Source organism: Nonomuraea sp. NPDC050536, from assembly GCF_044457685.1.
Lineage (GTDB): Bacteria > Actinomycetota > Actinomycetes > Streptosporangiales > Streptosporangiaceae > Nonomuraea.
Genome location: NZ_JBITHD010000010.1, coordinates 296316 through 322523 on the forward strand (window position 1 = coordinate 296316; position 26208 = coordinate 322523).

Annotated in this window: 25 protein-coding genes; 10 read left to right on the forward strand and 15 right to left on the reverse strand. The window is 69.7% G+C overall.

The window, feature by feature from the left end; all coding sequences use genetic code 11:
• Nucleotides 1-17 precede the first annotated feature (17 nt).
• From ACIBHX_RS27825 to ACIBHX_RS27835, 3 genes are all read right to left on the reverse strand, one after another.
• On the reverse strand, nt 18-842 hold the full coding sequence (locus ACIBHX_RS27825) for an NAD(P)H-binding protein (RefSeq protein WP_397070209.1): 825 nt from the start codon (nt 840-842) through the stop codon (nt 18-20).
• Nucleotides 843-853: 11 nt separating this feature from the next.
• Entirely contained in the window at nt 854-2224 is a 1371-nt protein-coding gene (locus ACIBHX_RS27830) for a DHA2 family efflux MFS transporter permease subunit (RefSeq protein ID WP_397070210.1), read from the reverse strand.
• Between the two features lie 989 nt (nt 2225-3213).
• A complete protein-coding gene (locus ACIBHX_RS27835) occupies nt 3214-3375 on the reverse strand; it encodes a hypothetical protein (protein ID WP_397070211.1) in 162 nt (53 codons plus the stop codon).
• 216 nt (nt 3376-3591) lie between these two features.
• On the opposite strand from ACIBHX_RS27835, the gene ACIBHX_RS27840 reads away from it, so the two are divergent.
• The 3 genes from ACIBHX_RS27840 (at nt 3592) to ACIBHX_RS27850 (ending at nt 6117) form a co-directional block, all read left to right on the forward strand.
• Nucleotides 3592-4077 carry a MarR family winged helix-turn-helix transcriptional regulator gene (locus ACIBHX_RS27840; protein ID WP_397070212.1) on the forward strand — a complete coding sequence of 162 codons (486 nt, stop codon included), beginning with the start codon at nt 3592-3594 and terminating at the stop codon, nt 4075-4077.
• A 77-nt stretch (nt 4078-4154) separates the two neighbouring features.
• Nucleotides 4155-5600 carry an MFS transporter gene (locus ACIBHX_RS27845; protein WP_397070213.1) on the forward strand — a complete coding sequence of 482 codons (1446 nt, stop codon included), beginning with the start codon at nt 4155-4157 and terminating at the stop codon, nt 5598-5600.
• A 37-nt stretch (nt 5601-5637) separates the two neighbouring features.
• Nucleotides 5638-6117: a PPOX class F420-dependent oxidoreductase gene (locus ACIBHX_RS27850; protein ID WP_397070214.1), complete on the forward strand. Its 480-nt coding sequence runs from the start codon at nt 5638-5640 to the stop codon at nt 6115-6117.
• A 288-nt stretch (nt 6118-6405) separates the two neighbouring features.
• Here ACIBHX_RS27850 and ACIBHX_RS27855 read toward each other — a convergent pair whose 3' ends face one another.
• Nucleotides 6406-6537 (reverse strand): SDR family NAD(P)-dependent oxidoreductase, encoded by a 132-nt coding sequence (locus ACIBHX_RS27855; protein ID WP_397070215.1) that lies wholly within the window; start codon nt 6535-6537, stop codon nt 6406-6408.
• A 56-nt stretch (nt 6538-6593) separates the two neighbouring features.
• Between ACIBHX_RS27855 and ACIBHX_RS27860 the strand changes: the two genes are divergently transcribed.
• On the forward strand, nt 6594-6824 hold the full coding sequence (locus ACIBHX_RS27860; protein WP_397070216.1) for a hypothetical protein: 231 nt from the start codon (nt 6594-6596) through the stop codon (nt 6822-6824).
• 116 nt (nt 6825-6940) lie between these two features.
• Here the strand turns inward: ACIBHX_RS27860 and ACIBHX_RS27865 are convergent, their stop codons facing one another.
• Both ACIBHX_RS27865 and ACIBHX_RS27870 read right to left on the reverse strand, forming a co-directional pair.
• Nucleotides 6941-7633 (reverse strand): sulfotransferase family protein, encoded by a 693-nt coding sequence (locus ACIBHX_RS27865; RefSeq protein WP_397070270.1) that lies wholly within the window; start codon nt 7631-7633, stop codon nt 6941-6943.
• Between the two features lie 267 nt (nt 7634-7900).
• Nucleotides 7901-10687 carry an AfsR/SARP family transcriptional regulator gene (locus ACIBHX_RS27870; protein WP_397070217.1) on the reverse strand — a complete coding sequence of 929 codons (2787 nt, stop codon included), beginning with the start codon at nt 10685-10687 and terminating at the stop codon, nt 7901-7903.
• Nucleotides 10688-10832: 145 nt separating this feature from the next.
• On the opposite strand from ACIBHX_RS27870, the gene ACIBHX_RS27875 reads away from it, so the two are divergent.
• A complete protein-coding gene (locus tag ACIBHX_RS27875; protein WP_397070218.1) occupies nt 10833-12062 on the forward strand; it encodes a hypothetical protein in 1230 nt (409 codons plus the stop codon).
• Here ACIBHX_RS27875 and ACIBHX_RS27880 read toward each other — a convergent pair.
• Nucleotides 12059-12211: a hypothetical protein gene (locus ACIBHX_RS27880; protein ID WP_397070219.1), complete on the reverse strand. Its 153-nt coding sequence runs from the start codon at nt 12209-12211 to the stop codon at nt 12059-12061. The genes ACIBHX_RS27875 and ACIBHX_RS27880 overlap by 4 nt on opposite strands.
• A 54-nt stretch (nt 12212-12265) precedes the next feature.
• Nucleotides 12266-14734 carry an ATP-binding protein gene (locus ACIBHX_RS27885; protein WP_397070220.1) on the reverse strand — a complete coding sequence of 823 codons (2469 nt, stop codon included), beginning with the start codon at nt 14732-14734 and terminating at the stop codon, nt 12266-12268.
• Nucleotides 14735-14830: 96 nt separating this feature from the next.
• Between ACIBHX_RS27885 and ACIBHX_RS27890 the strand changes: the two genes are divergently transcribed.
• Genes ACIBHX_RS27890 through ACIBHX_RS27900 form a run of 3 tightly spaced genes read left to right on the forward strand, consistent with a single transcriptional unit; the run spans nt 14831 to nt 15800 of the window.
• The gene (locus ACIBHX_RS27890; RefSeq protein ID WP_397070221.1) at nt 14831-15232 is read left to right on the forward strand and encodes a rhodanese-like domain-containing protein; all 402 of its coding nucleotides are present in this window, start codon (nt 14831-14833) and stop codon (nt 15230-15232) included.
• Nucleotides 15229-15624 carry a hypothetical protein gene (locus ACIBHX_RS27895; RefSeq protein WP_397070222.1) on the forward strand — a complete coding sequence of 132 codons (396 nt, stop codon included), beginning with the start codon at nt 15229-15231 and terminating at the stop codon, nt 15622-15624. Before ACIBHX_RS27890 ends, ACIBHX_RS27895 begins: the two co-directional genes overlap by 4 nt.
• Nucleotides 15621-15800, forward strand: coding sequence for a hypothetical protein (locus tag ACIBHX_RS27900; RefSeq protein ID WP_397070223.1), 180 nt, complete (start codon nt 15621-15623; stop codon nt 15798-15800). The genes ACIBHX_RS27895 and ACIBHX_RS27900 overlap by 4 nt, the downstream gene beginning before the upstream one ends.
• A 104-nt stretch (nt 15801-15904) precedes the next feature.
• On the opposite strand, the gene ACIBHX_RS27905 is transcribed toward ACIBHX_RS27900, so the two are convergent.
• Both ACIBHX_RS27905 and ACIBHX_RS27910 read right to left on the reverse strand, forming a co-directional pair.
• Nucleotides 15905-17191 carry an MFS transporter gene (locus tag ACIBHX_RS27905; RefSeq protein ID WP_397070224.1) on the reverse strand — a complete coding sequence of 429 codons (1287 nt, stop codon included), beginning with the start codon at nt 17189-17191 and terminating at the stop codon, nt 15905-15907.
• Complete coding sequence (locus tag ACIBHX_RS27910) at nt 17188-18537, reverse strand: M20/M25/M40 family metallo-hydrolase (RefSeq protein ID WP_397070225.1); 1350 nt, start codon at nt 18535-18537, stop codon at nt 17188-17190. Before ACIBHX_RS27910 ends, ACIBHX_RS27905 begins: the two co-directional genes overlap by 4 nt.
• Nucleotides 18538-18610: 73 nt before the next feature.
• Between ACIBHX_RS27910 and ACIBHX_RS27915 the strand changes: the two genes are divergently transcribed.
• A complete protein-coding gene (locus ACIBHX_RS27915) occupies nt 18611-19162 on the forward strand; it encodes a winged helix-turn-helix transcriptional regulator (RefSeq protein WP_397070226.1) in 552 nt (183 codons plus the stop codon).
• 16 nt (nt 19163-19178) lie between these two features.
• Here the strand turns inward: ACIBHX_RS27915 and ACIBHX_RS27920 are convergent, their stop codons facing one another.
• Nucleotides 19179-21755 carry a BTAD domain-containing putative transcriptional regulator gene (locus ACIBHX_RS27920; protein ID WP_397070227.1) on the reverse strand — a complete coding sequence of 859 codons (2577 nt, stop codon included), beginning with the start codon at nt 21753-21755 and terminating at the stop codon, nt 19179-19181.
• 52 nt (nt 21756-21807) lie between these two features.
• Entirely contained in the window at nt 21808-22395 is a 588-nt protein-coding gene (locus tag ACIBHX_RS27925) for a TetR/AcrR family transcriptional regulator (protein WP_397070228.1), read from the reverse strand.
• Nucleotides 22396-22461: 66 nt separating this feature from the next.
• Between ACIBHX_RS27925 and ACIBHX_RS27930 the strand changes: the two genes are divergently transcribed.
• Nucleotides 22462-23607 (forward strand): FAD-dependent monooxygenase, encoded by a 1146-nt coding sequence (locus tag ACIBHX_RS27930; RefSeq protein WP_397070229.1) that lies wholly within the window; start codon nt 22462-22464, stop codon nt 23605-23607.
• Between the two features lie 130 nt (nt 23608-23737).
• On the opposite strand, the gene ACIBHX_RS27935 is transcribed toward ACIBHX_RS27930, so the two are convergent.
• From ACIBHX_RS27935 to ACIBHX_RS27945, 3 genes are all read right to left on the reverse strand, one after another.
• Nucleotides 23738-24682 carry an alpha/beta hydrolase gene (locus tag ACIBHX_RS27935; RefSeq protein WP_397070230.1) on the reverse strand — a complete coding sequence of 315 codons (945 nt, stop codon included), beginning with the start codon at nt 24680-24682 and terminating at the stop codon, nt 23738-23740.
• A 333-nt stretch (nt 24683-25015) separates the two neighbouring features.
• Nucleotides 25016-25426 carry a cupin domain-containing protein gene (locus ACIBHX_RS27940; RefSeq protein ID WP_397070231.1) on the reverse strand — a complete coding sequence of 137 codons (411 nt, stop codon included), beginning with the start codon at nt 25424-25426 and terminating at the stop codon, nt 25016-25018.
• A 10-nt stretch (nt 25427-25436) separates the two neighbouring features.
• Nucleotides 25437-26189 (reverse strand): SDR family oxidoreductase, encoded by a 753-nt coding sequence (locus ACIBHX_RS27945; protein WP_397070232.1) that lies wholly within the window; start codon nt 26187-26189, stop codon nt 25437-25439.
• Nucleotides 26190-26208: the final 19 nt, after the last annotated feature.

Genomic DNA, 26208 nt, shown 5'->3' on the forward strand with positions numbered 1-26208 from the left:
CTCGCCGTATCGCAAGATCAGTTCTTGAATTCGGCCGCGTGGTCCTGGATCCAGACCACGAAGTCGCGGGCCGGGTGCCCGGTGAGCTCCTCGACGGTGCGGGTGATCTCGGCGGGCACGTTGTCGTTGGTCTGCCACCAGTCGAGCAGGGCTTCGGCGAAGTGGCCCGGCATGTACTCGGCCATCTCGGCCTTCCACTCGTCGCGGCTGACGGTGTTGACCACGATGGGCTTGCCGATGGCCTCGGCGATGAGGTCGAGTTCCTCGGCGAAGGTGACCGAGCGCGGGCCGGTCAGCAGGTAGGCCTTACCGGCCAGCTCGGGGTTGGTCAGGACCGCGAACGCGGACTCGGCGACGTCGGCCTCGTGGATCGGGTCGACATGGGAGTTGGGGTAGACCAGGTTCACCGGGCCACCGGACTTGATGGGCCAGGACCACGAGGCCGCGTTGCCCGCGAAGGTGCCGGGGCGCAGGATCGTGGTGGTGATGGGCGAGGCGATCAGGGCGTTCTCTGCGTCCAGGTGGTCCTTGGCGAGGGGACTGTCGGCGGCGTCCGGCGACAAGGTGGAGCTGGAGGACAGCAGCACGATGTGCCGGACACCGGCGTTGGTCGCTTCGGCGACGAAGGCGTCAATGTGCGAGGACTCGGCGTAAAGGAAGACCGAGGTGACACCCTCCAGCGCGGCGGCGAAGGTGGCTGGGTCCTTCAGGTTGAGCAGGACGGCGCCCGCTGCCTCCTCCGGCTTCTGGGAGCCGGTGCGGACCTGGAGGCCCTGCTCGCGCAGGAGGGAGACAAGGGTGCGGGCGACGGCGCCACGGGCACCGGTGACGAGGATGGTCATTCGGAAACTCCTTAGTGATGCTGGGGCTGGGCGTTGCGCGGCAGCAGCCAGACGAGCGCGCAGCTGACGAGGACTACGGCGACGACGACCAGGAGACTGGAGGTCATCGCGGGGGCAGTGTGGAAGTAGACGGTGGTGACGGCGGCGGCGCCGATGCCGTTGGCCAGTTGCTGGACCGCGCCCAGGGAGCCGCTGGCGCTACCGGCCTCGGTGGGCTCGATGTCGCCGATGGTGACGTCGTAGATGGTGCCGAAGCAGGCGCCCATGCCCAGGCCGATGAGCAGCACGGGCAGCGCGAGCACCCAGCCGCCGGTCGTGGGGTCGAGAGTGAGCAGCCAGCCGGTCCCCGCAAGGGTGAGGAGCAGGCCGATGAAGATGAGGTTGCGGCCGAGCTTGGCGATGAGCTGGTAGCCCGCGATGGAGGCGATGACGATGCCCACCGCGATCGGCGCCAGGCCCAGGGCCGCCTGCGTGGGCGTGTAACCCAGAGCGTTCTGCATAAACAGCGACAGCACGTACAGCAGCCCTGAGACGGCGGCGAAGAACACAAGCCCCAGGACGAGTCCCGAGGTGAAACCGCGATTCTTCAGCAGCGACGGCTGGATCAGCGGGCTGGCCGCAGTGACTTGGCGGCGGCAGAACAGGGCGAAGAACACAAGCCCGACGGCCATGCACAGGAAAGATACGGCGGTCCAGCCGTGGGCCGAGCCGTCGGTCAGACCGTACAGCAGGCCGAGCATGGCGGCGCCCAGCAGGCCCGAGCCGACGCCGTCGACCGAGACGGCCAGGTCGCCGTCGTCGGGGGGCAGCAGTCGCAGCGCGGCGATGATGGCGGCGCTGCCGAGCAGGATGTTGATCAAGAACATGGGGCGCCAGCCGAGACCTAACAGGTCGGCGTCGATGAGGAACCCGGCGAGGATGGGCCCTGCGACGGCGGACAGCCCGAGCGTGGGGCCGAAGGCGCTGAAGGCCTTGCCGATCTCCTCGCGGGGAAAGACCGAGCCGAGGATGCCGAAGCCCTGAGGGATCAACAGGGCACCGAAGGATCCCTGGAGCAACCGGGCGACGATGATCGACTCGGGGTTGACAGCCAGGCCGCAGGCGACCGAGGCCACGGTGAAGCCGGTGAGCCCGATGAGGAACAGGCGGCGGCGGCCGTACTTGTCGCCCAGCCTGCCGCCGACCACGAGCAGGACGCCGAGGGCGAGGGCGTAACCGGCGCCGAGCCACTGGATGAGCGCCTCACCGCCGTTCAGGTCCCTGGCGATGGTCGGCGCCGCGATGTTGGTGATCGTGGCGTCCAGCAGGTCGAGGACGTCGGCGATGAGGATGACGGCGAGGATGGCCCAGCGGGATTTCGGGGCGGTGGTGAGGGTGGTCACGGGATTTCCTCCTTTCGGAGTTGGTGTTGCGTACAAGACAAACCGGAACTACTGGAGCAGGTCGATGCCGAAAGCAGGCGTCACTACGCGGCATGGACCCGGTTCAACCAGGCCATGGCCGACCACCTGGGCATGCACCCCACCGACCTGCAGTGCCTTGGCCTGCTCAGCCTGAAGCCCGAGCCACTGAGCACCGGCGAGATCGCAAATTGACCGGGCTGCCCCCGGCTCCGCGACCCGGCTGGAGAAGGCGGGCCTCGTCGTACGGGCCGACCCCGCTGACCGCAGGCGGCCCTGGTCGCGCTCAAGCTCGACGCCCAGCCCGCCTACTCCGAGGCCTGGCGGATCCCCGGCATGGCGTTCGGCGACATCCTGCGCCGAGTCACGGAGGTGGGGCGTGCCGAGGCCGAGCGGCTGAGCTCTAGGGACCCCTGACCATGACATCTCCTCGGCGTGGGATTGCGATCAAGGTCCAGTCTGGGAGCCTCGGCAGGGCGTCAACCAGTTATGAGCGCACCGATCGGGCGTGAGATCCTCACGCCCGCGCCGCGACCCCCGCGCCGCGCTCCTTCCCCACCACGCCAGCCGTACGGCCAGCAGGGCGAGAGCCACCATCGGGACGGTCATGAACACCACCCCGGCCACCCGCTGTTCCGCCCATATGTCGGACACGCCGAGCGGGGCTGTCAGGGAGAACCACTCGACCGCGACCGGCGGCCCGACCAGCAGGACAACGACATCATCGTGGAGATCTGCGGGAATCGGCCAGGACCAGATACTCCGCGAGCCCGCGCGCGTAGGCATCGATCGTCCGCGGCGCCCGACCGAGATCAACCCAAATGCGCAGCCACTCAGCGCCCTTCCGTGCCGCCCCAGGATCGGCCACTTCTCCTCCCCCACCACGCCCAACACTGCCCCTCAAGTACGTGACAAGACCGGAGGGACATGATCATCCCAGCTGCCTGATTCCATGTAACTTGTATGCAGTTTCAGCCTTCGACGGCGCCTGATGGGTAGGGCAGGGACAGGCCGTTGAGGACGGCGGTGTAGTCGCGGCGGAGGCCGCCTGCGAAAGACCGCAGGTGCGGGAGGGCGTCGACGGCGGCCAGCCGGCCCTCCAGGTCCTGGCTGCCGGTGCGGTGGATGAGCATCTTGGCGAATGTGGTGACGTGTCTGGTGAGATGCTCCACGTCCGGCCGACGCAACCACCCTCGGTTCGCTCTCGCCGAAGAACTCTCACCGCAAGCGCCCTGGATTCGGCGTCGGATGCGTGAATCCCGCACCGGATACGAACCTGCGCCACCTCTCGCCGCCATATGGGAAGGAAGTAGATAATCCAGAATGGAACTAGTTGCTAGGCTGCAGGTATGACTGCCATGGCGCCTGCCCGTACCGAACCGGACCTGTCGTTCCTGTTGGACCATGCCGGTCACGCGCTGAGAACCCAGATGGCGGCCGCGCTGGCCGGGATCGGGCTGACAGCGCGTATGCACTGCGTGCTCGTTCACGCCCTGGAGGAGGAGCGAACGCAGATCCAGCTCGCCGAGATCGGCGATATGGACAAGACCACGATGGTGGTCACCGTCGACGCTCTGGAGAAGGCGGGGCTGGCCGAGCGTCGCCCGTCCAGCACGGACCGGCGAGCCCGGATCATCGCGGTCACCCCGAGGGGCGCGGAAGTGGCCGGGAGAAGCCAGGAGATTGTCGACGGCGTGCACAAGGCGGCCTTGGGCGCGCTGCCGGAGGATGAGCGCGAGATGCTCCTTCGTGCGATGAATCGCCTGGTCACCGGGCATCTGGCGACCCCTGTCGAGGTGCCGCAAGCGGTACGGAGGGCTCGACAGAAAGGGTAAATAGATCCATAACGGATCGTCTGCAACGGAACTATCTGCTACGGTTCCTCCTGTCTCTATGGAGCAGGAGAAGGCCCATGTCGCATACCGCACCCCGATCGCGCTGGCTGGCACTCACCGTGCTGTCGGCCGCGATGTTGATGACAATCCTGGACGGCAGCATCGTGACCGTGGCGATGCCGGCCATCCAGCGGGATCTGGGCTTCTCGCCCGCCGGGCTCAGCTGGACCGTCAACGCGTACCTGATCGCCTTCGGCGGGCTGCTTCTGCTGGCCGGCCGGCTGGGCGACCTGATCGGCCGCAAAGTCATGTTCCTTGCCGGGAACGCGGTCTTCACCGCAGCGTCCTTGCTGGCCGCAGCGGCAACCGGGCCGGGCATGCTGATCGTGGCCCGATTCCTGCAGGGCGTCGGCAGTGCCATGGCCTCCGCCGTCATGCTGGGCATCTTGGTGACGCTGTTCACTGGGGCCAAGGAGCGCGCGAAGGCCATCGGCGTCTTCAGCTTCACCGGCGCGGCCGGCGCCTCGATCGGCCAGGTCCTGGGCGGGGTCCTGACCGACCTGCTCAGCTGGCACTGGATCTTCATGATCAACCTGCCCATCGGGCTGGCCACGATCGCCCTGGCGATCTGGGCACTGCCCAGCGACCGCGGGGCCGGACTCGTGGGCGGCGCCGACATCCTCGGTGCCGTGCTGGTCACCGGCGGGTTGATGCTGGGCATCTACACCGTGGTCAAGGTCGAGCAGTACGGCTGGCTCGCGGCCCACACCCTCGGGCTCGGCGCGGTGTCGCTCGCCCTGCTGGCCGCGTTCGTCCTGCGCCAGGCGACCGCCAAGGCGCCGTTGATGCCGCTGCGGATCTTCCGCTCCCGCAACGTGTCCGGCGCCAACCTGGTGCAGATCCTCACGCTGTCGGCCATGTTCGCCTTCCAGATCCTCGTCGCGCTCTACATGCAGAAGGTTCTCGGCTACGGCGCGCTCAAGACCGGCCTGGCGATGCTGCCTGCGGCGCTGGCCATCGGCGGGGTATCCCTATTCGTCTCGGCCCGGCTCAACACCCGCTTCGGGGAGCGCGCCGTCCTGCTGACAGGCCTGGTGCTGCTGCTCGGGGCGATGGGCTGGCTGGCCCGCATCCCGGTGCACGCCGACTACGTCACTGACCTGCTCCCGGTGATGCTGCTCATCGCGGGCGGCGGTCTGGTGCTTCCCGCACTGACCGCGCTCGGCATGTCCGGCGCCAAGGCCGACGATGCGGGCCTGGCCTCCGGGCTGTTCAACACCACCCAGCAGATCGGCATGGCCTTCGGCGTCGCCGTCCTGTCCACTCTGGCAGCCACCCGCACTGAGCAGTTGCTGGCCGCAGGCCAGGGGCAGGCGAGCGCGCTGACCGGTGGCTATCACGTGGCCTTCGCCATCGCCGCCGCCCTGCTCGCGGCCGCCTTCACCGTCGCGCTCCTCGTCCTGCGCCAGCCCAAGCCGAACGCCGCCGCCCAGCCTGCTGCCCAGCTCAGCCCGGCCGCCTGACCACTTTCTCAACCAACACAGCGAGGGACTGATTCACATGACCGAGAACGAGACGGGCTCCGGCCCCGCACCGCGAATCCTCACCGATGCGGAACTCTCCCGCCTGATTGGCGACCAGCAGTTCGGCGTGCTGGCCACCGTCAAGCGCAGCGGCCACCCCCATCTGTCCACCGTCCTCTACCACTGGGACCCCGTCGAGCGGATCATCCGGATCTCCACCACGAACGACCGGCTCAAGGTGCGTCACGTACGCAACAACCCCCGCCTCGCCCTGCACGTGAACGGGCCAGACATCTGGTCGTTCGCCGTCGCCGAGGGAGATGCGGAGGTGTCAGAGGTGACCACGGAGCCAGGAGACGCGACCGGCAGGGAACTGCTGGCGCTCACCCCCGGCTTCGAGGAGCCTGCGGAGGAGACCGCCTTCTTCCGGCAATTGGTGAACGAACGTCGCGTAGTGATCAGACTCCGAGTTTCACGCCTGTACGGCACGGCCCTGGACATCCCCGCCGAGGGATAAGGGGCGGGCAATCGCAGGGCTCGCGTGCGCAGGTTCGGGTGGGCGTCTACGTGCCCGCCCTCGCGGGTGGGGCGAGGCTCCCGAAATCCCGAAATGCGGCTCACCGTACGCCAACCTGCGACGGAAGGCCGGCACCGGTTCGGCTCAACGGCCTACCGGGGCCGCGCGCATCGGACAACGGCACGATCGTGAACTATTGCGCGCCACCTGACGGCGGCGCGACACTCGCGCTGCCGCCGAGCGGCAGGCGCTCAAGCTTGGTTGATCGCCACAGGGACAACCACCAGGTCAGGTGCCATGCGTGGATTTTGAAGCGGCACAGCCCACGTACACGGTGAGGCCCTCGGCGGCGAGCAGCCGGGCGATATGCTGGCCGATGCCCTTGTTGGCACCGGTGACCAGAGCTGTGCGTTCGTTCATGGCAACTACGGTTCCCTGGTTGTGGGCGCCCTGCCAAGGACAGCCTGTACCAGGCAGTGGGAGGGCACGCCGGCAGCGAGGAGTTCCGGCAGATCTGGGCGACGCGTCCGGTCCACGCCCCCGGGCACCGCACCAAGACCCTCGACCACCCTGAGACCGGCACGCTGCGGTTGAACTGCGACGTCCTGCTCGTACCCGAGGATGACCAGGAAGTCGTCCTGATCACGGCCGACCCCGGATCACCTGCCGCGCGGACCCTGCACAGGCTGGCCAGGCAGGCCGCCTGAAACAAAGGACTGGCACAGGTCTCGCCAGTGGTCACAGAGCGTCGCAACTACATGATCACTGGGGCCTGTGCCCGCCTTGTTGCCCCGGTCTTCTACGCCGCCTATCTGCGCGGGCTCTAAGTCTCGCTCCCCGGCGGGGCGGAGAGGTTGCCGCCGGCCATCAGGTGCTCGAAGGTCCGTCGCAGCGCCTCCGAGTCGTTCAGGTGCGGGAACGGCTCGCCCACCGGTACCGAGACGCCGAGGAACCGGCACAGCGGCTCCCAGCCGTCACGCACGTCGAACACCAGCAGCCGGTGCGCGGGCAGGCTCTCCTGGACGGTGGCGACATGCCGCTGGAACGCCGCCACGGCGACCCCCTCGTCGGGCATACCGTCGGTGAAGTGCCAGCCCTCGCCGAAGTACGACTGGCCGATACCGTCCAGCAACGGGACCAGCTTGCGCATGGCCGTCGCGAGGGCGGCGGCCTCCTCGGGCAGGTCCTGCTCGCGCATGTGCAGGGGGCCGCTGGTGAGGAGCATCTGCATGCTGGCGTACCAGCGGCGCGGGTCGCGGACGGTCAGGACGACCTTGGCCTCGGGGCTGGCCAGGGCCAGCTCGCGCCAGAAGTGGCTGGCCGGCCAGTCCTGGGCCGATCGGTAGCCCTCCAGGGCCTTGCCCGGGTCGAGCGGCTCGGTCAGCCACCGGTCGAGCTGGGCGGGGTTGCTCAGCAGGTCGAACATGTGGTTGCAGGGGCCGAAGCCCAGCCGTTCCAGCGCCGCCTTCATCGAGGTGGTGCCGGTGCGCGGGAATCCCGCACCGATCACGTCCAGCACGTCACGTCTCGTTCGGTTCATGCTTCTGAGACTCGGCGCGCGGCCGAAGTGTGACATCCAAGGGTGAGACGTCGGAGTGTGCCTCGGCACGGATCCGCGTGACGCTGACCGCGTGCGGCACGAGACAGATGCTCTCGAACGTGTCCCTGCAACCAGCGCGACACCGACTCGCTGCCGGAGTACGACGTCCTGGACCGGCTGCTGGATGACTACGCGACCGGCGCCTGCCCATCGCCAACCGTTGGCGCGAGACCACCTCCTGAGTCACGCGGCGACGCTGAGCTTGGCCCTGACCCCGTCGGCATCGGGGTGGCCGAGCTTGTCGAGGATGGCCAGGGCACGTTGCCAGGTGCGACGGGCGGCATCGGGCTCGGCGAGGGCGAGGTGGGTGTCGGCGAGCCGGGTGAGCGTGTCGGCTTCGTTGTAACGGTCGCCGAGCTCGCGGAACAGGTCGAGGGCGCGCTGATAGCAGGAAACGGCCATCAGATACCGGCCGAGGTGGTGGCAGGCGTAACCGATGCTGTCCCAGGTGCTGGCCTGCCCGTGCCGGTCCCCCATCTCCTGGTGCAGGGCAAGGGCCTGCCGGCAGTGGTGGAGGGCGGCGCGGTAGTCACCGAGCAACGCGTGGAACCAGCCGACGGCGTTGAGCGCCCGCGCCTGTCCCGTCCGGTGACCTGCCGTCCGGTACAGGCCGAGGGCCTGCTGGGCGTGGCCGAGGGCGTCCGAATGGCGGCCCTGCCAGCCGAGCGCGGTGGACAGGTTGCCGTGGACGAGGGCCTGGCCGGTGGGCTCGCCGAGCTCGCCGTACAGCTCGAGGGCGAGCAGGAAGTGGGTGCGGGCGTCGTCAGGGCGGTCCAGCACGGTGTAGGCCCAGCCGAGATTGCCGTGGGCGTAGGCCTGCCCGCGGCGGTCGCCTGCCCGGATCGCGGCCTCCAGCGCCTTGGCCTGGACGGCGGCCTGATCGTGCCAACGGCCCCGGCGATCGAGGAAGTCCGCGAGAGTCCAGGCCAGCTGCCAGGCATGCGCTTCGAATCCGGTGTCGGCGGCCTGCGTAGTCGTGGCGAGGAGGGCGGTCTGTTCGGCGGTGAACCAGGCGAGTGCCTGCTCATGGCCGGAGGGTTCCTCTCGGACGGCGCCGTGCAGGGGCGGAGGCGGGGAGATCGGGTCGCGGTGCGGGTTGAGCGCCTGCGCGGCCACCCGAGCGCTGTGCAGGTAGTGGTCGAGCAGCCGGTGCAGTGCGGTGCGCCGCTCGGCCTCGGTGTCCTCAGCGTGGGTGAGCTCGGTGGCGTGGGTGCGCAGGAGGTCGTGGAAGGCGTATCGGCCGGGAGCGTGCTCCGTGAGGAGGTGGGCGCGGACCAGCTCCGTCAGCAGCGGCCGTACCCGGGCGACAGGGACGCCCGCCAGACTCGCCGCGGCAGGCACGCCCAGGTCGGGTCCGGGATGCAGGCCGAGCAGCCGGAACAGCCGTGCCGCCGCGGCGCTGAGAGCGCGGTGGGACCACGACAGCACCGCCCGCACCTGCGTGGCAGGGTCGCCGGCGTCGAACGCGTCCAGGTTGGCGTGGAGCTCGGCGGCCAGAGCGGCCAGCGGGAAGCCGGGCTGGATGGCGGCGCGGGCCGCGATGACGGTGAGTGCCAGGGGAAGCCGCGCGCACCGGGCGATGATCTCCGCCACGGCGTCCGGTTCCGCGGCGACCCGGTCCGCGCCCAGGCGGCGGGCCAGCAGCTGCCTGGCGTCGGCGACGGGCAGCAGGTCGAGCGGGAGCGGATGCGCGCCCTCGGCGGCGACGAGGCCGGCCAGCTGGTTGCGGCTGGTCACCACCACCAAGCAGCCCGGCGACCCGGGCAGGAGCGGGCGGACCTGCTCGGCGTCACGGGCGTTGTCCAGCACGATCAGCACCCTGCGCTCGGCGAGCAGGCTGCGGTACAGACCGACCTGCGCCTGGAACGCGGGAGGGATGCGGTCCGCCTGCACGCCCAAGGCGTCGAGAAAACCGCGCACCGCCTCCGCCGGTGTCATCGGCTGCCCGCTCGGGTCGAAGCCGCGCAGGCTCACGTACAGCTGCCCGTCGGGGAAGCGGTCGCGAACCCGGTGCGCCCAGTGCACGGCCAGCGCGGTCTTGCCGACCCCCGCGGTGCCGGACAGGGCGGCGACGACCACCGCGGTGGGCTGCTCACCGGCCAGGTCGAGCAGGGCGTCCAGCCGGGCGAGCTCGTCGCTCCTGCCGGTGAACCCGTACACGTCCAGAGGCAGCAGCGCGGGCGTGGTCGTGCCAGCCGAAGGCACCGCTACGGGGGCGTCGCCCTCGGCACTCTCCGCGGCGAGGATGCGCAGGTGGACCTCCCGCAGGTCGGGGCCGGGCTCGATGCCCAGCTCCTCGACCAGCGTCCGGCGGGCCTCCTGGTACTCGCGTAACGCTTCCGCCCGCTGCCCGGCGGCTTCCAGCGCGGCCATCAGCTGGCCGCGGAAGCGTTCCCGCAGCGGGTGCGTGGCCGTCAGGGAGCGCAGTTCGCCGAGCACCTCTCTGTGGCGTCCCAGCGCCAGATCGGCGTCGATGCGGGCCTCCATCGTCTGGAGCCAGATGTCCTCCCATGCCCTGACGTGCAGCGAGCGCAGCATCGTCGAGTCGACATCCGCCAGCAACGGCCCCCGCCACCGGGCGAGCGCGTCCGTCAGCAGGGCGGCTGCACCGGCCGCGTCCTGCCCCGCGGCCGCCCGCGAGGCCCGCGCGCGCAACGCCTGCACCTGGTGGATGTCGATGGCTTCGGGCGCGAGGTCGAGGACGTAGCCCGGCGCCCGGGTCACCAGCGACGCCGACCCGCTCGCCGCCAGCACTCTGCGCAGTCGCATGACATGGCTGCGTACGGTCTCCCGCGCGGTCGCCGGAGGCCGGTCCTCCCAGAGGAAGTCCACCAGATCCTCGACGGACACCACCTGGCGGACACGCAGTGCCAGCGTGGCGAGCACCACGCGTTGCTTGGCCGAGGTCACGGGGACGAGCGCACCGTGCCGGCCGGTCGCCTCGAGCGGCCCCAGCAGCCGGATCTCCACCCTTGCCGCTCCCTTCAGATGCGCGGAATCGGTGGGTGTCACCGGTCTGCCATCCATCTGCCATGTCCTGGCGACAGGCTACAGATCCCCTCGCGCCCCATGCGGCGCAAACAGCAACAAAACCCCCAGAAAGGAACTGGTCAGAGTGATCAGGAAGGGTGCGGCCGCCACGTTCATGGCCGTGTCTATGGCCGTCATGGGGTTAGGCCCCGCCTTCGCGGCCACTCCCGTCGACAAGCCGGTGCCGCAGGCTCCCGCAGGGCCACCCGACTACGCCTCCGCCGCGGACCTGGCGGCCATGGCGCGGCAGGAGTCGCTCACCCCGGTGGCGACCAGGATCAGGAACCTCGTGGAAGACGGCGCCGACGCCGGGTACGCCGGTCTCGAAGCCGCCGACGGCAAGCTGCTCGTCTGGTGGAAGGGCACCCCGCCGAAGGCGATCCAGAAGGCCGTCCGCCAGGCCGGCGTGCCGGTCGAGATGCGAGCCGCGGCGTACTCGAAGAAGGAGCTCAAGGCGGCCGCCGCGAAGTTGTGGCAGTCGTCGGGCGTGGAGCACGGCGGCCAGATCCACGGCGTCAAGGTGCTCGCCGACGGCAGCGGCCTGGAGGCCCTGGTACGGCCGGGCGGACCGCACGCGCTGGCCGCCCCCGCCGTCGACGTGCCTGTCACCGTCACCGAGAGCGAACCGATGAAGAAGACGTCGGTTCGCTGCGACGACAGCCCCGGCTGGTACAGCGGCGTCGCCATCCGCAACGACAGGTTCGGAGGACCGATCTGCGGCGTCAACAGCAGCCGCTCTTACAACTGCACGGGCGGGTTCGGCGTGCACATCGGTTACGACGAGTGGCTGCTGACCGCGGGCCACTGCGGTGCGCCAGGAGATACCTTCCGCGACGGCGCCGGCGAGGTCATCGGCCAGGCCACCCACGAGAAGGCCGCCCACGACCTGCTCCTCATCCAGACCAACGTGTCGGGCAGGATGTGGGACGGGGTGCCGGACGTCAGCGACTTCACCAAGCCCGTGGTCGGCTGGGGCTGGGCCTACATCGGTCAGCAGCTGTGCTTCTCCGGGACGACCTCGGGCGCGCGGTGTGGCTTATCCGTCGACGCCACGTACGACCGGATCTGCGACAACGACATCTACGGCAATTGGGAATGCTACTACGACCTGATCTCTGCGGTCGCGAGCGGACAGGCCAGCCGGGGAGGTGACAGCGGCGGCCCCGTCTTCAGCCTGGAGAACGGTGCCGCGGCGGTCCGTGCCACAGGGACCGTCACCGGCCACGTCATCAACGGCTCCAGGGAATGGCTCCTCTTCCAGGACTTCGGTACGGCGACGCGCGACTGGCCCGGCCTCGACACGGTCAACGGCTAGCCTTCGCGCACAGGTCCCAGGCGCGCTGACAGGTAGAACCGCAACAGAACCCTGATCTCCTCGACCATGTCGGGCTCCTCGTGGTGGGCGCGTAGCAGCGCGTCGGCCGCCTCCACCGCGAGGAGCAGCACCCGGCCGTCGAGCCCCACACGGTGAGCGTCTCGCTTTTGCGCAGGTGAACGAGCGCGCGAGGCTTCCGGGGATCATTCGTCGGTGTCGCTGGTGTTCTCGGTCATCAGGAGCTCGAGCAGGCCGGTGTGGGGTATTCGGCGGCCGGAGGCGAGTGCCGCGGTGAGTGCCTCGTCGCCGAGCTCGGCGCGGAGCGCGAGCAGGAGCCTGTCGTCGTCTGCTGCGCGGGGCTCGGCGAGTGTGGCTGCTCCTAGCAGCTGGGCTGATCGGTCGGGGTGTCCGGCGGCGTGTTCGGTCTCGGCGAGCAGCAGCAGGGCGTCAACGATCAGTTGGTGATCGTTGACGGCGATCGCGATGTCGAGGCCCTTGAGCAGATGGCGCCGCGCACGCTGGTGGTGACTGCGGGCGGCGGCGCGGCCGAGACCCAAGAGGCAGCGGGTCTCGCAGCGGAGATCTCCAATGCGGTGGAATTCAGGGAGAAGGCCGGCGAAGAGGGACTGTGCCGCGGCCTGGTCGACGCGGAGCTGGGTGAGGGTCGCCCGGTGGAGTTCGGCGTGCAGGCGTTCGTGGTCGTTTCCGGTTTGCAGCGCCAGGTCGTGGGCCTCGTCGAGGAGGGTTTCGGCTTCTTCGAGGCGAAGGCCGTCGCGGATGAGCCTGCTGACGAGGTGGTTGAGGCAGTTGGCGCGTTTCACACGGTCGCCGAGCTGTCCGAACAGGGCTGCTGCGGTGCTGTGATGGTCGACCGCTGTCGCGGTGTCGGCTGCGATATTGCCGAGAGCGGACAACGCCAGAGCGCGGTGCCAGTGGTCGCTGAGCCGCTCGAACGCGGCGGCCGCGCTGTGGAGTGCTGTGGCCGCGGCGGCGCTGTCGCGGCGGTGGATGGTCGCGCATCCGGTCGCCAGTGCCGCCAATGCCTGTTCTTCCTCGGTCACCGCGTGTTCCGCCGCCCAGCCCGCTAGTTCAAGCGCCCGGTCGATGTCCTGGTAGCAGAGCAGAAGGCAGGAGGTGGTCGCGGCGCGTACACCCGCCGGGCCTTCTGGGAGTGGCCGGTCGAGGAGCGCGTCCAGCCAGGGGAACAGTTCGCCGCGTGCCCCGAGGGTCTCCCATGCGGTGCCGACGCCGGCGAGGAATTCCCACGCGGCGGCGGTGTCGCCGGAGTCGAGGGAGCGGTGCATCGCTGCGCGCAGATCGGTCCAGTGGTCGGTGAACCAGCGCAGGGCCGCTGTCTGGTTTCCTCCCTTCAGTTCGGGAACGAGGGCTACGGCGTACGTCAGGTGGTAGCGGGTGTGCTGGTCCTGGATCTGCTCGTACTCTTGCCGTTCGGCCAGCCGGTGGTGGGCGAACTGGCGGATGCTGTCGAGCAGCCGGTACCGCGTGGTCCCGCCTTGGCGGCGGGTGGAGATCATCGAGCGGTCCAGCAGCCGGGGGAAGACCCGGGTGAGGTCGGTGAGCGGCGGTGTCGCCACCACACGGAGCGCGGTGTCGTAGTCGAACTCGCTGGGGAAGACCGAGCAGCGGTCCAGCAGGAGGCGCTCGTCGTCGTCCAGGAGGTCGTAGCTCCATCGCAGGGCCTGCTCGAGGGTGCGGTGGCGATGAGGACGCGGCGCGTCGGTGAGTAGCGTGAAGCGGTTGTCGAGGAGACGCAGCAGTTCGGCGGGCGAGGCGAACCGGGTGCGGGCCGCGGCCAGTTCGATGGCCAGCGGTAATCCGTCCAGGCGACGGCAGATCATCGCGATCGCTGCCGCATCGGCTGATGTGATGGTGAGGCCGGGAGCCACGGCGTCGGCGCGGTCGGTGAACAGCTGTACGGCAGCGCAGTCCAGGATCTCGCCGGGCTCGGCTGCCGCATCGGGAACCGGCAGCGGGGGAAGGTGATAGACGACCTCGCCGTCCACGCCCAGCGGCCCGTGGCTGGTCGCCAGCACGCGCAGGCCCTGTGCCGCCGGTAGCAGGTGGGCCAGCAGGACAGCGACGGCGTCGGTGACGTGCTCGCAATTGTCGACCAGCAGCCAGCACGCACGCGCTCGGACCGCGGCGATGATCTGCGGGCCCAAGGCCCTACCGTCAGAGCCGGTGCCGAGGGCGTCGGCGAACGCGCGGTCGATGGGCCCGCCGGGCGGGACCGAGGCGAGATCGACCAGCACCGCGGGCGGCAACCCGGCGGCCTCGTGGGCCAATCGCAGAGCGAGGCGCGTCTTGCCGACGCCCGCGGGCCCCGTCAGGGTCACCAGACGTGCATCGACGACCAGACTGCCGAGGTCGCGGAGCTCGCGCTCCCTGCCGACGAACGACGACAGCGGCCTGGGCAGAGCGTGAACTCGGTTCCGGAGCCGCGCCGCGACTTCGATCAGGTCCCTCCTGGTCGGACGGTGGAGCTTGCGCAGCAGGGACGACACGTGGCTTTCCACGGTCCGCTCCGACAGCCCGAGCCGGTCGGCGATCTCCAGGTTCGCCAGGCGCTCGCCGACCAGCCAGAAGACCTCCGCCTCCCGCTTTGTGACCCCTGCCTCTCGCAATGCCGCTGGTATCACAGCGTCCACCATGCCCTGTTCACCCCCAGAAAAGTTCCGTACTGAGCACGGATGTGCTCGCTTGGAGGTTGTTGTGTGATGTCGGGAGTCGCACAGAAAGGACGTCTTATGGGGAACTCCGTCACCGATATGGTCGCCCATGCTCGAGCGCAGGTTCGGAACCTGTCGGTCACCGAGGTGGCCCAGGCCCTGGAGTCCGGCACGGTGACCCTGATCGATCTGCGGGAACCCGGCGAGGTCGAGCGCGACGGCAGCGTCCCGGGCTCTGTCCACGCCCCGCGCGGCATGCTGGAGTTCTGGGCCGACCCGGCCAGCCCCTACCACCGGCCCGAGTTCGATCCCGCCGCCACGACCATCCTGTACTGCGCGTCCGGCGGCCGTTCCGCACTGGCCGCCCTGTCGTTGCAGGATCTCGGCTACACCGACGTCGCTCACCTCGACGGCGGCCTCAAGGTCTGGAAGGAACACGGCCGCCCCGTGACCTTCCAGGCAGAGGAGAACGGCCGGTGACAGGGCACGCACTCGGCGAGAAGTTCGCCCAAGCCCTGGCCGCCAAGGACCGTGACGCGCTGCGAGCCCTGCTCGGCGATTCGGTCGATTTCAAGGCTCTCACCCCCGGAACCCATTGGGACTCCGGCCGCGCCGACGAGGTCGTCGATCAGATCATTCTCGGGCGCTGGTTCGAACCCGACGACCACATCGAACGGCTCCTCCACGTCGCCACCGACTCCATGGGCGACCGCGAACACCTGGCCTATCGCTTGCAGGTCCGCACAGGGTCCACCCGCTACCTGGTCGAGCAGCAGGCCTACTACGCGATCGCCGACGACAGGATCGTGTGGCTGCGCGTCCTGTGCTCAGGGTTCCGGCCCGCTCCGGACCAGGACCTCTCACGGACATGACCTCCGACGACGCCTGGTCGCACGTAGAGGCCGGCGATGCGGTCGGATCGTCGATCGGTGCGGGTAACGGGTGCGGCGCGGCGCGCGATCTCGACACCCGCAATCGCGACGCTCCGGACAGGCGTCGCGAGGTCTTGCTCAGCATGAGGCTCGGCTGCGCTGATGCTGCCGAGTGACCCCCGCCGGAACACCCGGCCGGGGGTCACCGAGCACGGTCGGCGTCGCAGGCGTTTCGGTAAGCCGGAAGCGCCTCCGGACGACCTGCGGACCAGAGGTGCCTTCACACCTTTTCGTGCTGGCTTGTCGGATCGATCTGGCTTGTCGTGTGGACATAGCGGTTACTGGCCAGCACGGCGACGAACGAGAGCGCGGCGAGCGCGACGAGCCAGAACGCGGGTGCGAGGGGCGTGTCGAGGGTTGCGAGCAACCAGGTGACGGCGACCGGTGTGAGGCCGCCGAAGATGATGGCGCCCACGTTGTAGCTGATGGACAGGCCGGTTCCCCGGGCCGTGGTCGGGAAGAGTTCGGCCATGCGGGCGGCGAGGGGGCCGGTGTACCAGGGCTTGATCAGCCCCATCAGCGTCATGACGATGGCCATCGTGGCAAAACTCGGCGCGGCTCGGAAGAGCAGGAACAGCGGGATGCCGGAGACGGCGATGCCCGCCGCCGCGATGGTGAGCATCTTGGTGCGGCCGATGATGTCGGAGACGTGGCCGGCGAGCGGAGCGATCAGCACCATGACGGAGCCGGTGATGATGACAGTGGTGAAGCTGGTCGACGCGGGCAGACCGTATTGCCGGATGGCGTACGTCGGCATGTAGGTGATCAGATAGGAGTAGGCAGTGGACACTGCGAGGATCCCGATGCAGAGCGCCATCCTGGCCTTGTGTGAGCGCAGTGTCTGTGCGACGGGCTGCTTCAGCTGGTCAGTGCGGCGCGCCTGGCTGAACTCCGGTGTCTCACTGAGGTTCTTGCGGATGTAATAGCCGACAGGGCCGAGCAGCAGACCGAACGCGAAGGGAACTCGCCAGCCCCACGCCTCGAACTGCGCGCCAGTCAGGGTGCCGCTGGTGATCGCGAGCAGCAGGGTGGCCAGAACTGTGGCGAAGGCCTGGCTGGCGCCCTGCCAGCTGGCCATGAAGCCGCGCCGGTTGGCGTTCTGCTCGACGAGATAGCCGGTGGCGCTGCCGAACTCTCCGCCCGCGGAGAAGCCTTGCAGCAGCATCGCGAGCACCATGCCGATCGGTGCGGCGATACCGATCGTGTTGTAGCTGGGCAGGAACGTGATAACCACCGTGGCGAGCACCATGATGCGGATGGAGGCCATCAGCGCGGGCATCCGGCCCGCGCGGTCGGCGTAGGCGCCGAGCACGAGCGCGCCGACCGGGCGGACGACATAGGCCAGTGCGACGGTGCCGAATGCCAGGAGCAGCGAGCTCTTCTCATCCTGGCTGGGAAAGAATTGCTTCGCGATGGTGCTGGCAGCCAGGGTGTACGCAGTGAAGCTGAGCCATTCCAGCGCGTTCCCGACTGATGCTGCGGCCACGGGCCGCCACTTGCTGGTCATATTGCACCACCGATGCTGCGCAGGACCGCGGCCGCGGTCACGATGCCGTCATGGAATCGGGCGAGTTCGAAGTTCTCGTTGGGAGCGTGGTTGCGCTCGTCGACGTTGGCCAGCGGAATGCCATAGCAGGGTAGTCCGAGCCCGTCGGTGATGCCCGCGATCGGCAGGCTGCCTCCCATCGCGGGCGCGAACAGCGCCGGCTTGTCCGCCGTGGCGTTCACCCCGTCGAGCACCGCCTGCGCATAGGGCGCGTCCGGCAAGGTACGCGAGGGCTCCATCATGGCCTTGAAGACGACCTCGGCGTGCGGAAGCCGGGCGGCCACGTGCTTGCGCACCGCATCGACGACCGTGGCGGCCCGTTGGCCGGTGGCGAGCCGCATGTCGCAACGGGCGACAGCGACCGACGGGATCACCGACCGGTGCTCCTGATTGTCCAGGCACGTGAGCGAGTTGATGCTGAAGGTGGGCAACGCCAACCGCTCGTTGACCCCGGCATCGCCGTACGGGTCCATGCGGTCGAGCCCGATCCCGGCGAGCAGTTCCTGCGGGGCCACGGGCAGCGCGTCGAGTGCCGCACGCTCGGCCGTGGTCAACCCGGTGGTGCCGGCGTCGTAGCCCTCGACGAGGATGCGGCCATCGGGTGCCCGCATCGTTGACAGCAGCCACACCAGCTCCCACGCCGGGTTGGCCGCGACGTTGCCCCAGTTCCCCGAATGCAACGCGGTATCCGCGCCCCGGACCGTGATCTCGAAACTCACCGCACCGCGTACGCCGAGCAATACCGTCGGCTCGTAGCTGTCGTGAACCGGCCCGTCGCTCCACACCGCGACGTCCGCGTCGAGGTCCGTGCGCATCCCTGCGAGCGTGGCCGCGAGGTGCGGACTGCCGATTTCCTCCTCACCGTCGAGGAGGACCGTCACCGAGCAGGGCAGCCCCTCCTTGCTCGCGCGCAGCGCGCGCACGGCGAGCAGCTGTGCGAAATGCTGCCCCTTGTTGTCGCCTGTGCCGCGCCCATACATCCGGCCATCACGGATCGCGGCCTCGAACGGCGGGCTGTCCCACTGCTCGAGCGGACCAGCGGGCTGCACGTCGTAGTGCCCGTAGATCACCACGTGCGGGCTGCCCTCGGGACCCGGCGCGTGACCGACCACCAGCGGCCACCCGCCCGTCTCGACGATCCGCGGCGCCAGGCCGCTTGCGGCCAGCAATCCCTTGGCGTGCTCGGCTGCCTCCGGCATGCCCTCCCCGGTGGCACTGACGCTCGGCACCCCGATCCAGTCGGCCAGCTCCTGTTCGTGCCGCACCCGGTTACGCGCCACGTAGTCCTTGATGTCCTCGATCGACATGCCACCGCCCTTTGCGATTGCTTCCACAAAGTGAAATCGATGCCAATAATGAACATCGGTTATACTGCTGTCAATGGCTGAACCAACGCTGTCGATGGCCGAACCGGAACCGCGCCGGCGGGCGACCCCGCAAGACCTGCGCGCTCTGACACACCCGCTGAGCTGGCGCATTCTGCGCCTCTGCCTGGAGAAATCACAGACAAACCAGCAGCTCGCACAGCGGCTCGGCGTCTCGCCGGCCACACTGCTGCGCCGAGTGCGAGCCCTCACCGACGCCGGCTTCCTCATCGTCGAGCCACCCCGTCAGGGCGACCATGGAGCATGGGAACGCCCCTACCGCGCCACCGGTGCAACCTGGCGTCTCGACCTCGGTACAGATGCGGACCAACTGACCGGTCAGATCGACCTGGCCATCGTCGATGCCCACCGCGCTGAACTCGTCGAGAACGGCCCGCCCCCCAACCAGCACACCCGACGCGCGATCCTGCACCTCGACGCCGAGGCCCGCACGGAACTCGACCAGCGGATCGACGCCCTCCTCGACGAATTCGAGAACCGATCGACACCGGAGGGCACGCCGATATCCGTCCTGTGGAACGCGGCCGAGCAGGGAAACACGCCGTAGGGCGGGCGCGCCGGGGTCAGTCCATGAGCTGGTAGGGCAGCAGGACGGTGGCTGCTTCGGTACGGCGGCGCCGCGCCTGCTGGGTGTCGCCGAGTTCCTCCCATGCCTGGCCCAGCCGGGCCAGCATGATCCCGGCCAGCAGGGGGTCGTGCATGGCTTCGGCCAGGGGTACCGCCTCCTCGCCGACGGCCACGGCGTCCTTGGGCCGGCCGGCCGCCAGGTAGACGAGCATCAGCCGGTTCGCGGGCCAGGCGACGCGCAGCGGCAGGCCGCCCAGGCGATAGGTCTCGGCGCTGGCCAGCAGGTGCTCGGCTGCCTGGTCCAGCTCGCCCGCGCGGAAGCACACGATCCCCTGCGCCATCTGGTTGACTCCGAGGCTGTGCGGGTCGCCCGCCAGCCTGCCGAACTTCAGTCCCTGCTCGACGTGGCGCCGGGCGTCGGTGATGGAGCCGTCATCGGCCAGCGCCATGGCGAGCAGGGCGTGGATCATCGCGCTCATCTTGGGATGCACATGGGCGTCGACCTGTGCGAGCGCCTCGGACAACAGGGCGATCGCCTCGTCCGTCGCCGCCATGCGCTGCGCGCCCAGGCCCATCGCGAGCAGCACCGCGGGCAGGAAGATGACGTCCTCGACCTCGGCGAACCCGGTCACCTCGGCGAGCAGGGGAACCTCGCCCAGCAGACCCTCGCGGCCGGAGCCCGCGATCGTGGCGGCCACGTTGGCCTGCTCGGCCCGCATCCAGGCGCGGGCCGACGGCGCTCCGGAGAAGCTCAGCTCAGGGCGACCCGCCCCGGTGGGGTGCACGAAGCCCGGCAGCACCACCCGGCACACGCCGCGAATGCCGGCCATGTAGTGCTCGAAGAGCCGCTGCGACGCGGCCGCTTGCTCGTCGTCGGCGGCAAGGCTCCTGCCGTACAGGCGCAGCAGGTCGTGATAGCGGTAGCGGCCCGGCGCGCTGGTCTCCAGCAGGCTCACATCCACCAGGGCTTCGCACACCTCCTCGGCCTCGACAAGGGCGACGCCGAGCACCGCGGCCGCCGCTTCGACCGGCAGGTCCGGCCCCTCGGCCAGCGCCAGCAGCCGGAACGCCCTGGCCTGCTCCGGGGGCAGCGGCTCGTAGCCGAGCGCGAAACAGGAGGCCACCGTCTCCTGCCCGGCCTTGAGCTCGTTGATGCGGCGTTGCGCGTCGGCCAGCCGTACCGCCAGAGATTCCAGCCGCATGCTCGGCCGGGCAGCCAGCCGGGAAGCCACGATCCGCACCGCCAGCGGCAATCCGCCACACGCCTGAACCAGGTCGGCCGCGGCCCGCGGCTCGGCCATCACCCGCGCCGGGCCGGTGACGCGTTCGAGCAGCTGTAGTCCCTCATCGGCCGGCAGCAGGTCAAGGATCGTCAGCTGGGCACCGGCAATGCCTGCCGGTCGCACGCGGCTGGTGATGATCACGGCGCAGGTCGCCGAGCCCGGTAGCAGCGGCTCGACCTGGCCGGAGTCGGCGACGTCGTCGAGCACGACCAGCACCCGCTTGTCGGCGAGCAGGGACCGCAACAGCGCCGCCCGCTCCGGCAGGGCAGGCGGAATCTGACGATCGGCGCAGCCGAGCGCCCTCAGGAAACCGGCCAGCACCTCCTGCGGGGCGAGGTCCCCGCTGCGGAGGTTGGCATACAGCTGACCGTCAGGGAAGTTCTTGCGTACGGCATGCGCCACGTGGATCGCCAACGTGCTCTTGCCGATCCCGCCTGGGCCCGACACCCCTACGACCGGCATCGTGCCCGTGCCCACCTGCAGCCGTTCCACCAGATCCCGGACGACATCGCGCTTGCCCGTGAAGTCGGGAACACCCGCCGGCAACTGCGCCGGGCGAGGCCCGGCGGCTCCCGCGGCGATGATCGGCCGATCGGCGATGATCTGCTGGTAGACCGCGGCCAGTTCGGCGGACGGGTCCACACCGAACTCCTCGGCCAGCAGCAGGCGGGTGTCGGTGTAGACGGCGATGGCCTCGGCCGGCCGTCCGGCCCGTTTGAGTGCCAGCATGAGCTGGCCGGACAGCCGCTCGCGCATCGGGTGCGCGGCGTGCAGCGTGCTCAGCTCGGCGATCACCTCGGCGTGCCGGCCCAGTTCCAGGTCGGCATCGGCCCTGGACTCCAGGGCGACCAGGCGCGTCTCGGCCAGCCGTACGCGCTGTCCCTGCGCCCAGGCGCCGGGCAGACCTGCGAGCGGCTCGCCGCGCCAGCACTCCAGCGCCCGATGCAGCAGCGTGTGGGCCTCGGCCACCGGCGCCTGCGCGGCCTCGCTCAGCAACCGGTGGAAGTCCGCCACATCGGTGGTGCCGGTGCATCTGTATCCGCCCGCAACCGACTCGATCATCTCGGTGCCCAGGATCGCGCGCAGCCGGGAGAGATACTGCCGCACGACGTTCACCGCGGACTTGGGCGGCTCGTCGGCCCACACAATGTCGATCAGCTGCTCCAGGCCGACCACGCGGCCTCCGGCCAGGAGCAGGGCGGCCAGGGTCAGGCGTTGCTGAGGGGAGCCCAGGTCGAGTTCCTCCTCGCCTCGCAGGCAACGTACCGGTCCCAGCAGCTCAAAATACACTTGGGGATGATAGGCCACATCCTGCACCATCAGCGGCAGCAGCAGCCCCGGTCTACTGGCCCAGCATGCCCCTGAACAGTTCCCGGACTCCCAGCCGGATGCCCTCCTCGGCCGGCTCGGTCCCAGCCCCGGCCAGGGCGTCGAACATCACACCTTCCAGGAACGCCACCGCCTGCTGGCCGTGCCGTGCCGGATCCGGTGAGCCGAGCGCCGTGAACATCGCCACCACCGGATCGCGGAGCCGGCGGCCCACCGCGTCGTAAAGCTCGCGCAGGCCCGGGTGCCGAGTGGCCTCCATCGCCAGCTCAAGGCGGGCGATGCTCTGGCGACGCTCGGACGTGAGCCGGACGCGAAGCGTCCTGGCGGTCATCGCGGCGAACATGTCGAGCACCGCCGCTGTGGCTATCCCCTCCGGCACCACAGGCTCCGCGCCGAACCCGAACGCCACCGTGTCGAGTTCGGCGAGCCGTTCCAGGGCCAGCTCCAGCAACGCCAGTCGGGTGCGGGCCACGTTGGAGGCGGAGCCTGGAGCGAGTCCGGCAGTCTCGTCCACGGTGCGGTGGGTCAGGCCGTGGACGCCACGCTCGGCCAGCACGGTGATGGCCGTATCGGCGACCAGTTCGGCACGTTGCGATTTCATGGCGCCCCTTTCGTTGTGATACTACGATCATAGTAGATCTAACTACGTTCGTAGTAAGGAGAGGTCATGGCGCACGCTGTGGTGATCGGGGCGGGGATCGGCGGGCTGGCGGCTGCGGTGGCGCTCCAGCAGCGAGGATGGGACGTGACGTCGTTCGAGCGCGCGCCGTCCATCGAACCTGTGGGCTCGGGACTGTCCGTCTTCGCCAACGCGCTCAAGGCACTGAATGTGCTCGGCGTCGGCGATCAGGTACGGGCGCTGTCGGCGATCCGCGGTGTCGGAGGTGTACGGCGCGCCGCCAGCGGACGCTGGTTGGTGCGGATGACCGAGGAGGCCGCCGCCGGGCACGGCGACCCGGTGGTGCTCCTACGCCGCGCCGACCTGGTGGAGGCGCTGGCGGCACGCCTCAAGCCGGGCACGATCCGGCTGAACACCACGGTCACCGGCGCCGATCCCGACACCGGCCGCGTGACCTTCCGGACCGGCCAGGAGGAACAGGACGAGGTGACAGCCGATCTGGTGGTGGCCGCCGACGGGATCCACTCCCCCATCCGGGCAGCCCTGTTCCCCAGTCACCCGGGACCCCGCTACGCCGGCATCACCGCCTGGCGGATGCTCGTCCCCGGCCACGGCGTGCCGGGCCAGACCTTCGAGACATGGGGCGACGGCAAGGTGTTCGGCTACATGGCGCTCGCCGACGGGCTGGCCTACTGCTACGGCACCGACGCCGTTCCTGCCGGCGGCGGCGGGGGCGACCAGCGGGCGGAACTGCTGCGCCTGTTCGGCGACTGGCACGCGCCCATCCCCGCCCTCGTGGCCGCCACTCCGCCGGCGAACATCATCAGGAACGACGTCTACTACCTGCCTACCCCGCTTCCCGCCATGCACCGGGGCAGAATCGCGGTGCTCGGCGACGCGGCCCACGCCATGACGCCCAACATGGGCCAGGGCGCCTGCCAGGCGATCGAGGACGCCGTCGTGCTGGCCCATGTCGCAGGCGAAGAGCATGGCCTGGCCTCCTACACCGCCGCCCGGTTGGCACGCACCGCCAAGGTGGTGGCCCAGTCCGCCGCGATCTGCCGCGTCGTACGGCTGCGCAACCCGCTGGCCGTACGGCTGCGCGATCTCGGCGTAGCGCTGACCTGGCAATTTGCCCCGCACCTCCTGACCGGCCCGCTGGACGACCTCCTGGCCTGGACCCCACCCACCTGAAACCCGTCGCTCAGAGCCGCGGAGTCGCGGGGCAGCGTCGATTGAGGCAGCCGGAAGCCGAGGACGACGAGCAGGACCACCGCGAAGTAGACGAAGATCAGCGCGTAGTCGACGACACCGGCGCCGATTCTCACCGCAAGGCGGTCTTGAGGACGTCGATGGCCTGGGCCATGGCGGCGCTGGTGGCCCCGGTGGCGCGGACGGGGTTGAGCATCATGAAGTCGTGCAGCGTGCCGTTGTAGCGCACGCTGGAGGTGGGCACCCCGGCCGCGATCAGCTTGCGGGCGTAGGCCTCGCCCTCGTCACGCAGCACGTCGTTCTCGTCGACGATGACGAACGCGGGCGGCAGGCCCTCGAGGTCGGCCAGGGAGGCGCGCAGCGGCGAGGCGGTGATCTCGGCGCGCTGGGCGGGGTCGGTGGTGTAGGCGTCCCAGAACCAGGCCATCGCCTTGGCCGTAAGGTACGGCCCGTCGGAGAACTCGCGGTAGCTGTCGGTGTCCTGGCCGGCGTCGGTGACCGGGTAGTACAGCGACTGGTGCACGAACCTGACGTCGCCGCGCTGCTTGGCCAGGATGGTCAGCGCCGCGGTCATGTTGCCGCCGACCGAGTCGCCCGCGACGGCCAGCCGGGAGGGGTCCAGCCCTTCCTCGGCGCCGAACTTGGCGATCCAGTGGGCGGTGGCGTAAGCCTGCTCGAGGGCCACCGGGTAGCGGGCCTCGGGCGAGCGGTCGTACTCGACGAAGACGACGGCCGCGCCCGCACCGACAGCGAGCTCGCGCACGAGCCGGTCGTGGGTGCCCGCGTTGCCGATGACCCAGCCGCCGCCGTGCACGTACAGGACGACGGGGAGCGTGCCCGTCGAGCCGACCGGCTTGACGATCCGCACCCGCACGTTGCCGACCGCGGCGGGGACGACGATCCACTTGTCGTCCACGTCCGGCTTGGCGATCGGGGCGGCCTGCAGGTCGTCGAGCACCTTGCGGGCGCCCTCGGGGCCGAGCTCGTACAGGAACGGCGGCTTCGAGGTGGCCTGCGCCAGCTCCCAGGCGGCGGGCTCGAGGATGTGCTTGTTCATGATGTGCCTTCTTTCGCTATGGGTCAGCTACGTGCTTCGCGCGGCACGTAGGCGAAGGTGGGACCGGCGCCGCCGGACAGCGCCATCAGGGCCTGCGCCTGGGCCCTGAGCGTGAACATGGTGCGGGTGGCGTCCGTGAGCCGCTTCGGGTCGCCGTTGAAGGCCTGCTCCAGCAGGTTCAGCAGGGTGCTGTAGGTGGTGTCGAACAGATCCTGCGCCGCTCGTACGGCACTGCCCGGCTCGGCAGGCTTGGGCCGGCAGCCTGGTTCGATCCTGGGATCAGGCAGCGATGACGGCAGCCGGTGCCGTCACGCTGCGGGTACTTCGCCGGGTTCAGGACGGGCGCGGCGCGCGGCGGTCCTTGCGCTGGGCCAGCTCGGCCTCTTCCACCAGCGTGAACATCGGTTTGCCCGGCTCGCACAGCATGGTGACCGTGAACCGTACCGGGACGTCGTCGCGGTTGTTACCGTCCTGGTAGTGGATGACGTCTCCACCCGGCTCCCAGAACGCCTCGCCGGCACGGATCACCCGCTCGGGCTCTCCTTCCAGCTCCATCAGCATCTCGCCCTCGAGCACGACGCCGAAGGCGGGACCGGGGTGGCGGTGCGGAGGCGCGCCCGGGTCTCCGGGCGGGTACTCGATCACCACCGTCATCGCGTGCGCGCCCTCGGGGATGAACGGGGGCTGCGCCTCCTGCAGCACGGTCAGCGCGGTCTGCCACGCGTTCGATCGCGGCTTGTCCATGGCGCGGCCCCTACTTCGCGGTGGACTGGTCGAGCCAGTCGCGATAGGTGATGGTGCCCAACTGCGCACCATCACCCGGCACCAGCGAGCGCTCGCCCAGCACGCTGCCGAAGTAGCGCGCCAGCGGGTCGGTGACGACCCTGCGGGAGTCGCCCCAGGCGGCCAGCGCCCTGCGGAAGAACTCGTCCATCTTGTACTGTGTCGGTCCCGCGATCTCGATCCGGCCGTTCAGCGGCGCCCCCACCGCGGTCCTGCCGACCGCCTGGGCCACGTCGTCACCCGCGATCGGCTGGAACAGCACCGGCGCGATGTGCACCTTGCCGTCGACGGTGGCCTCGTCGGCGATGCCGCGGGCGAACTCGAAGAACTGGGTCGAGTGCACCAGCGAGAACGGGATGCCCGACTTCTCGATCAACTTCTCCTGAGCGATCTTCGCCGCGAAGTAGCCGTTCTCCGGCATCCGCTCGGTCCCCACGATCGACACCGCCACGTGGTGGCCCACGCCCGCGGCCGCCTCGGCCGCCAGCAGGTTGCCGGTGGCGGTCTGGAAGAACTTCATGACGGCCTCGCGCTCGAAGGAGGGCGAGTTCGACACGTCGATCACGACTTGGGCGCCCTTCAGCACCTCGGCCAGGCCCTCGCCGGTCAGCGTGTTGACGCCGGTGTTCGGCGACGCGGCCACGGCCTCGTGGCCGTGCTCGCCCAGCTTCTTCACCAGCTTCGACCCGATGAGCCCGGTCCCGCCGATCACTACGATTTTCACTGTCGGCCCCCTTCTGCCT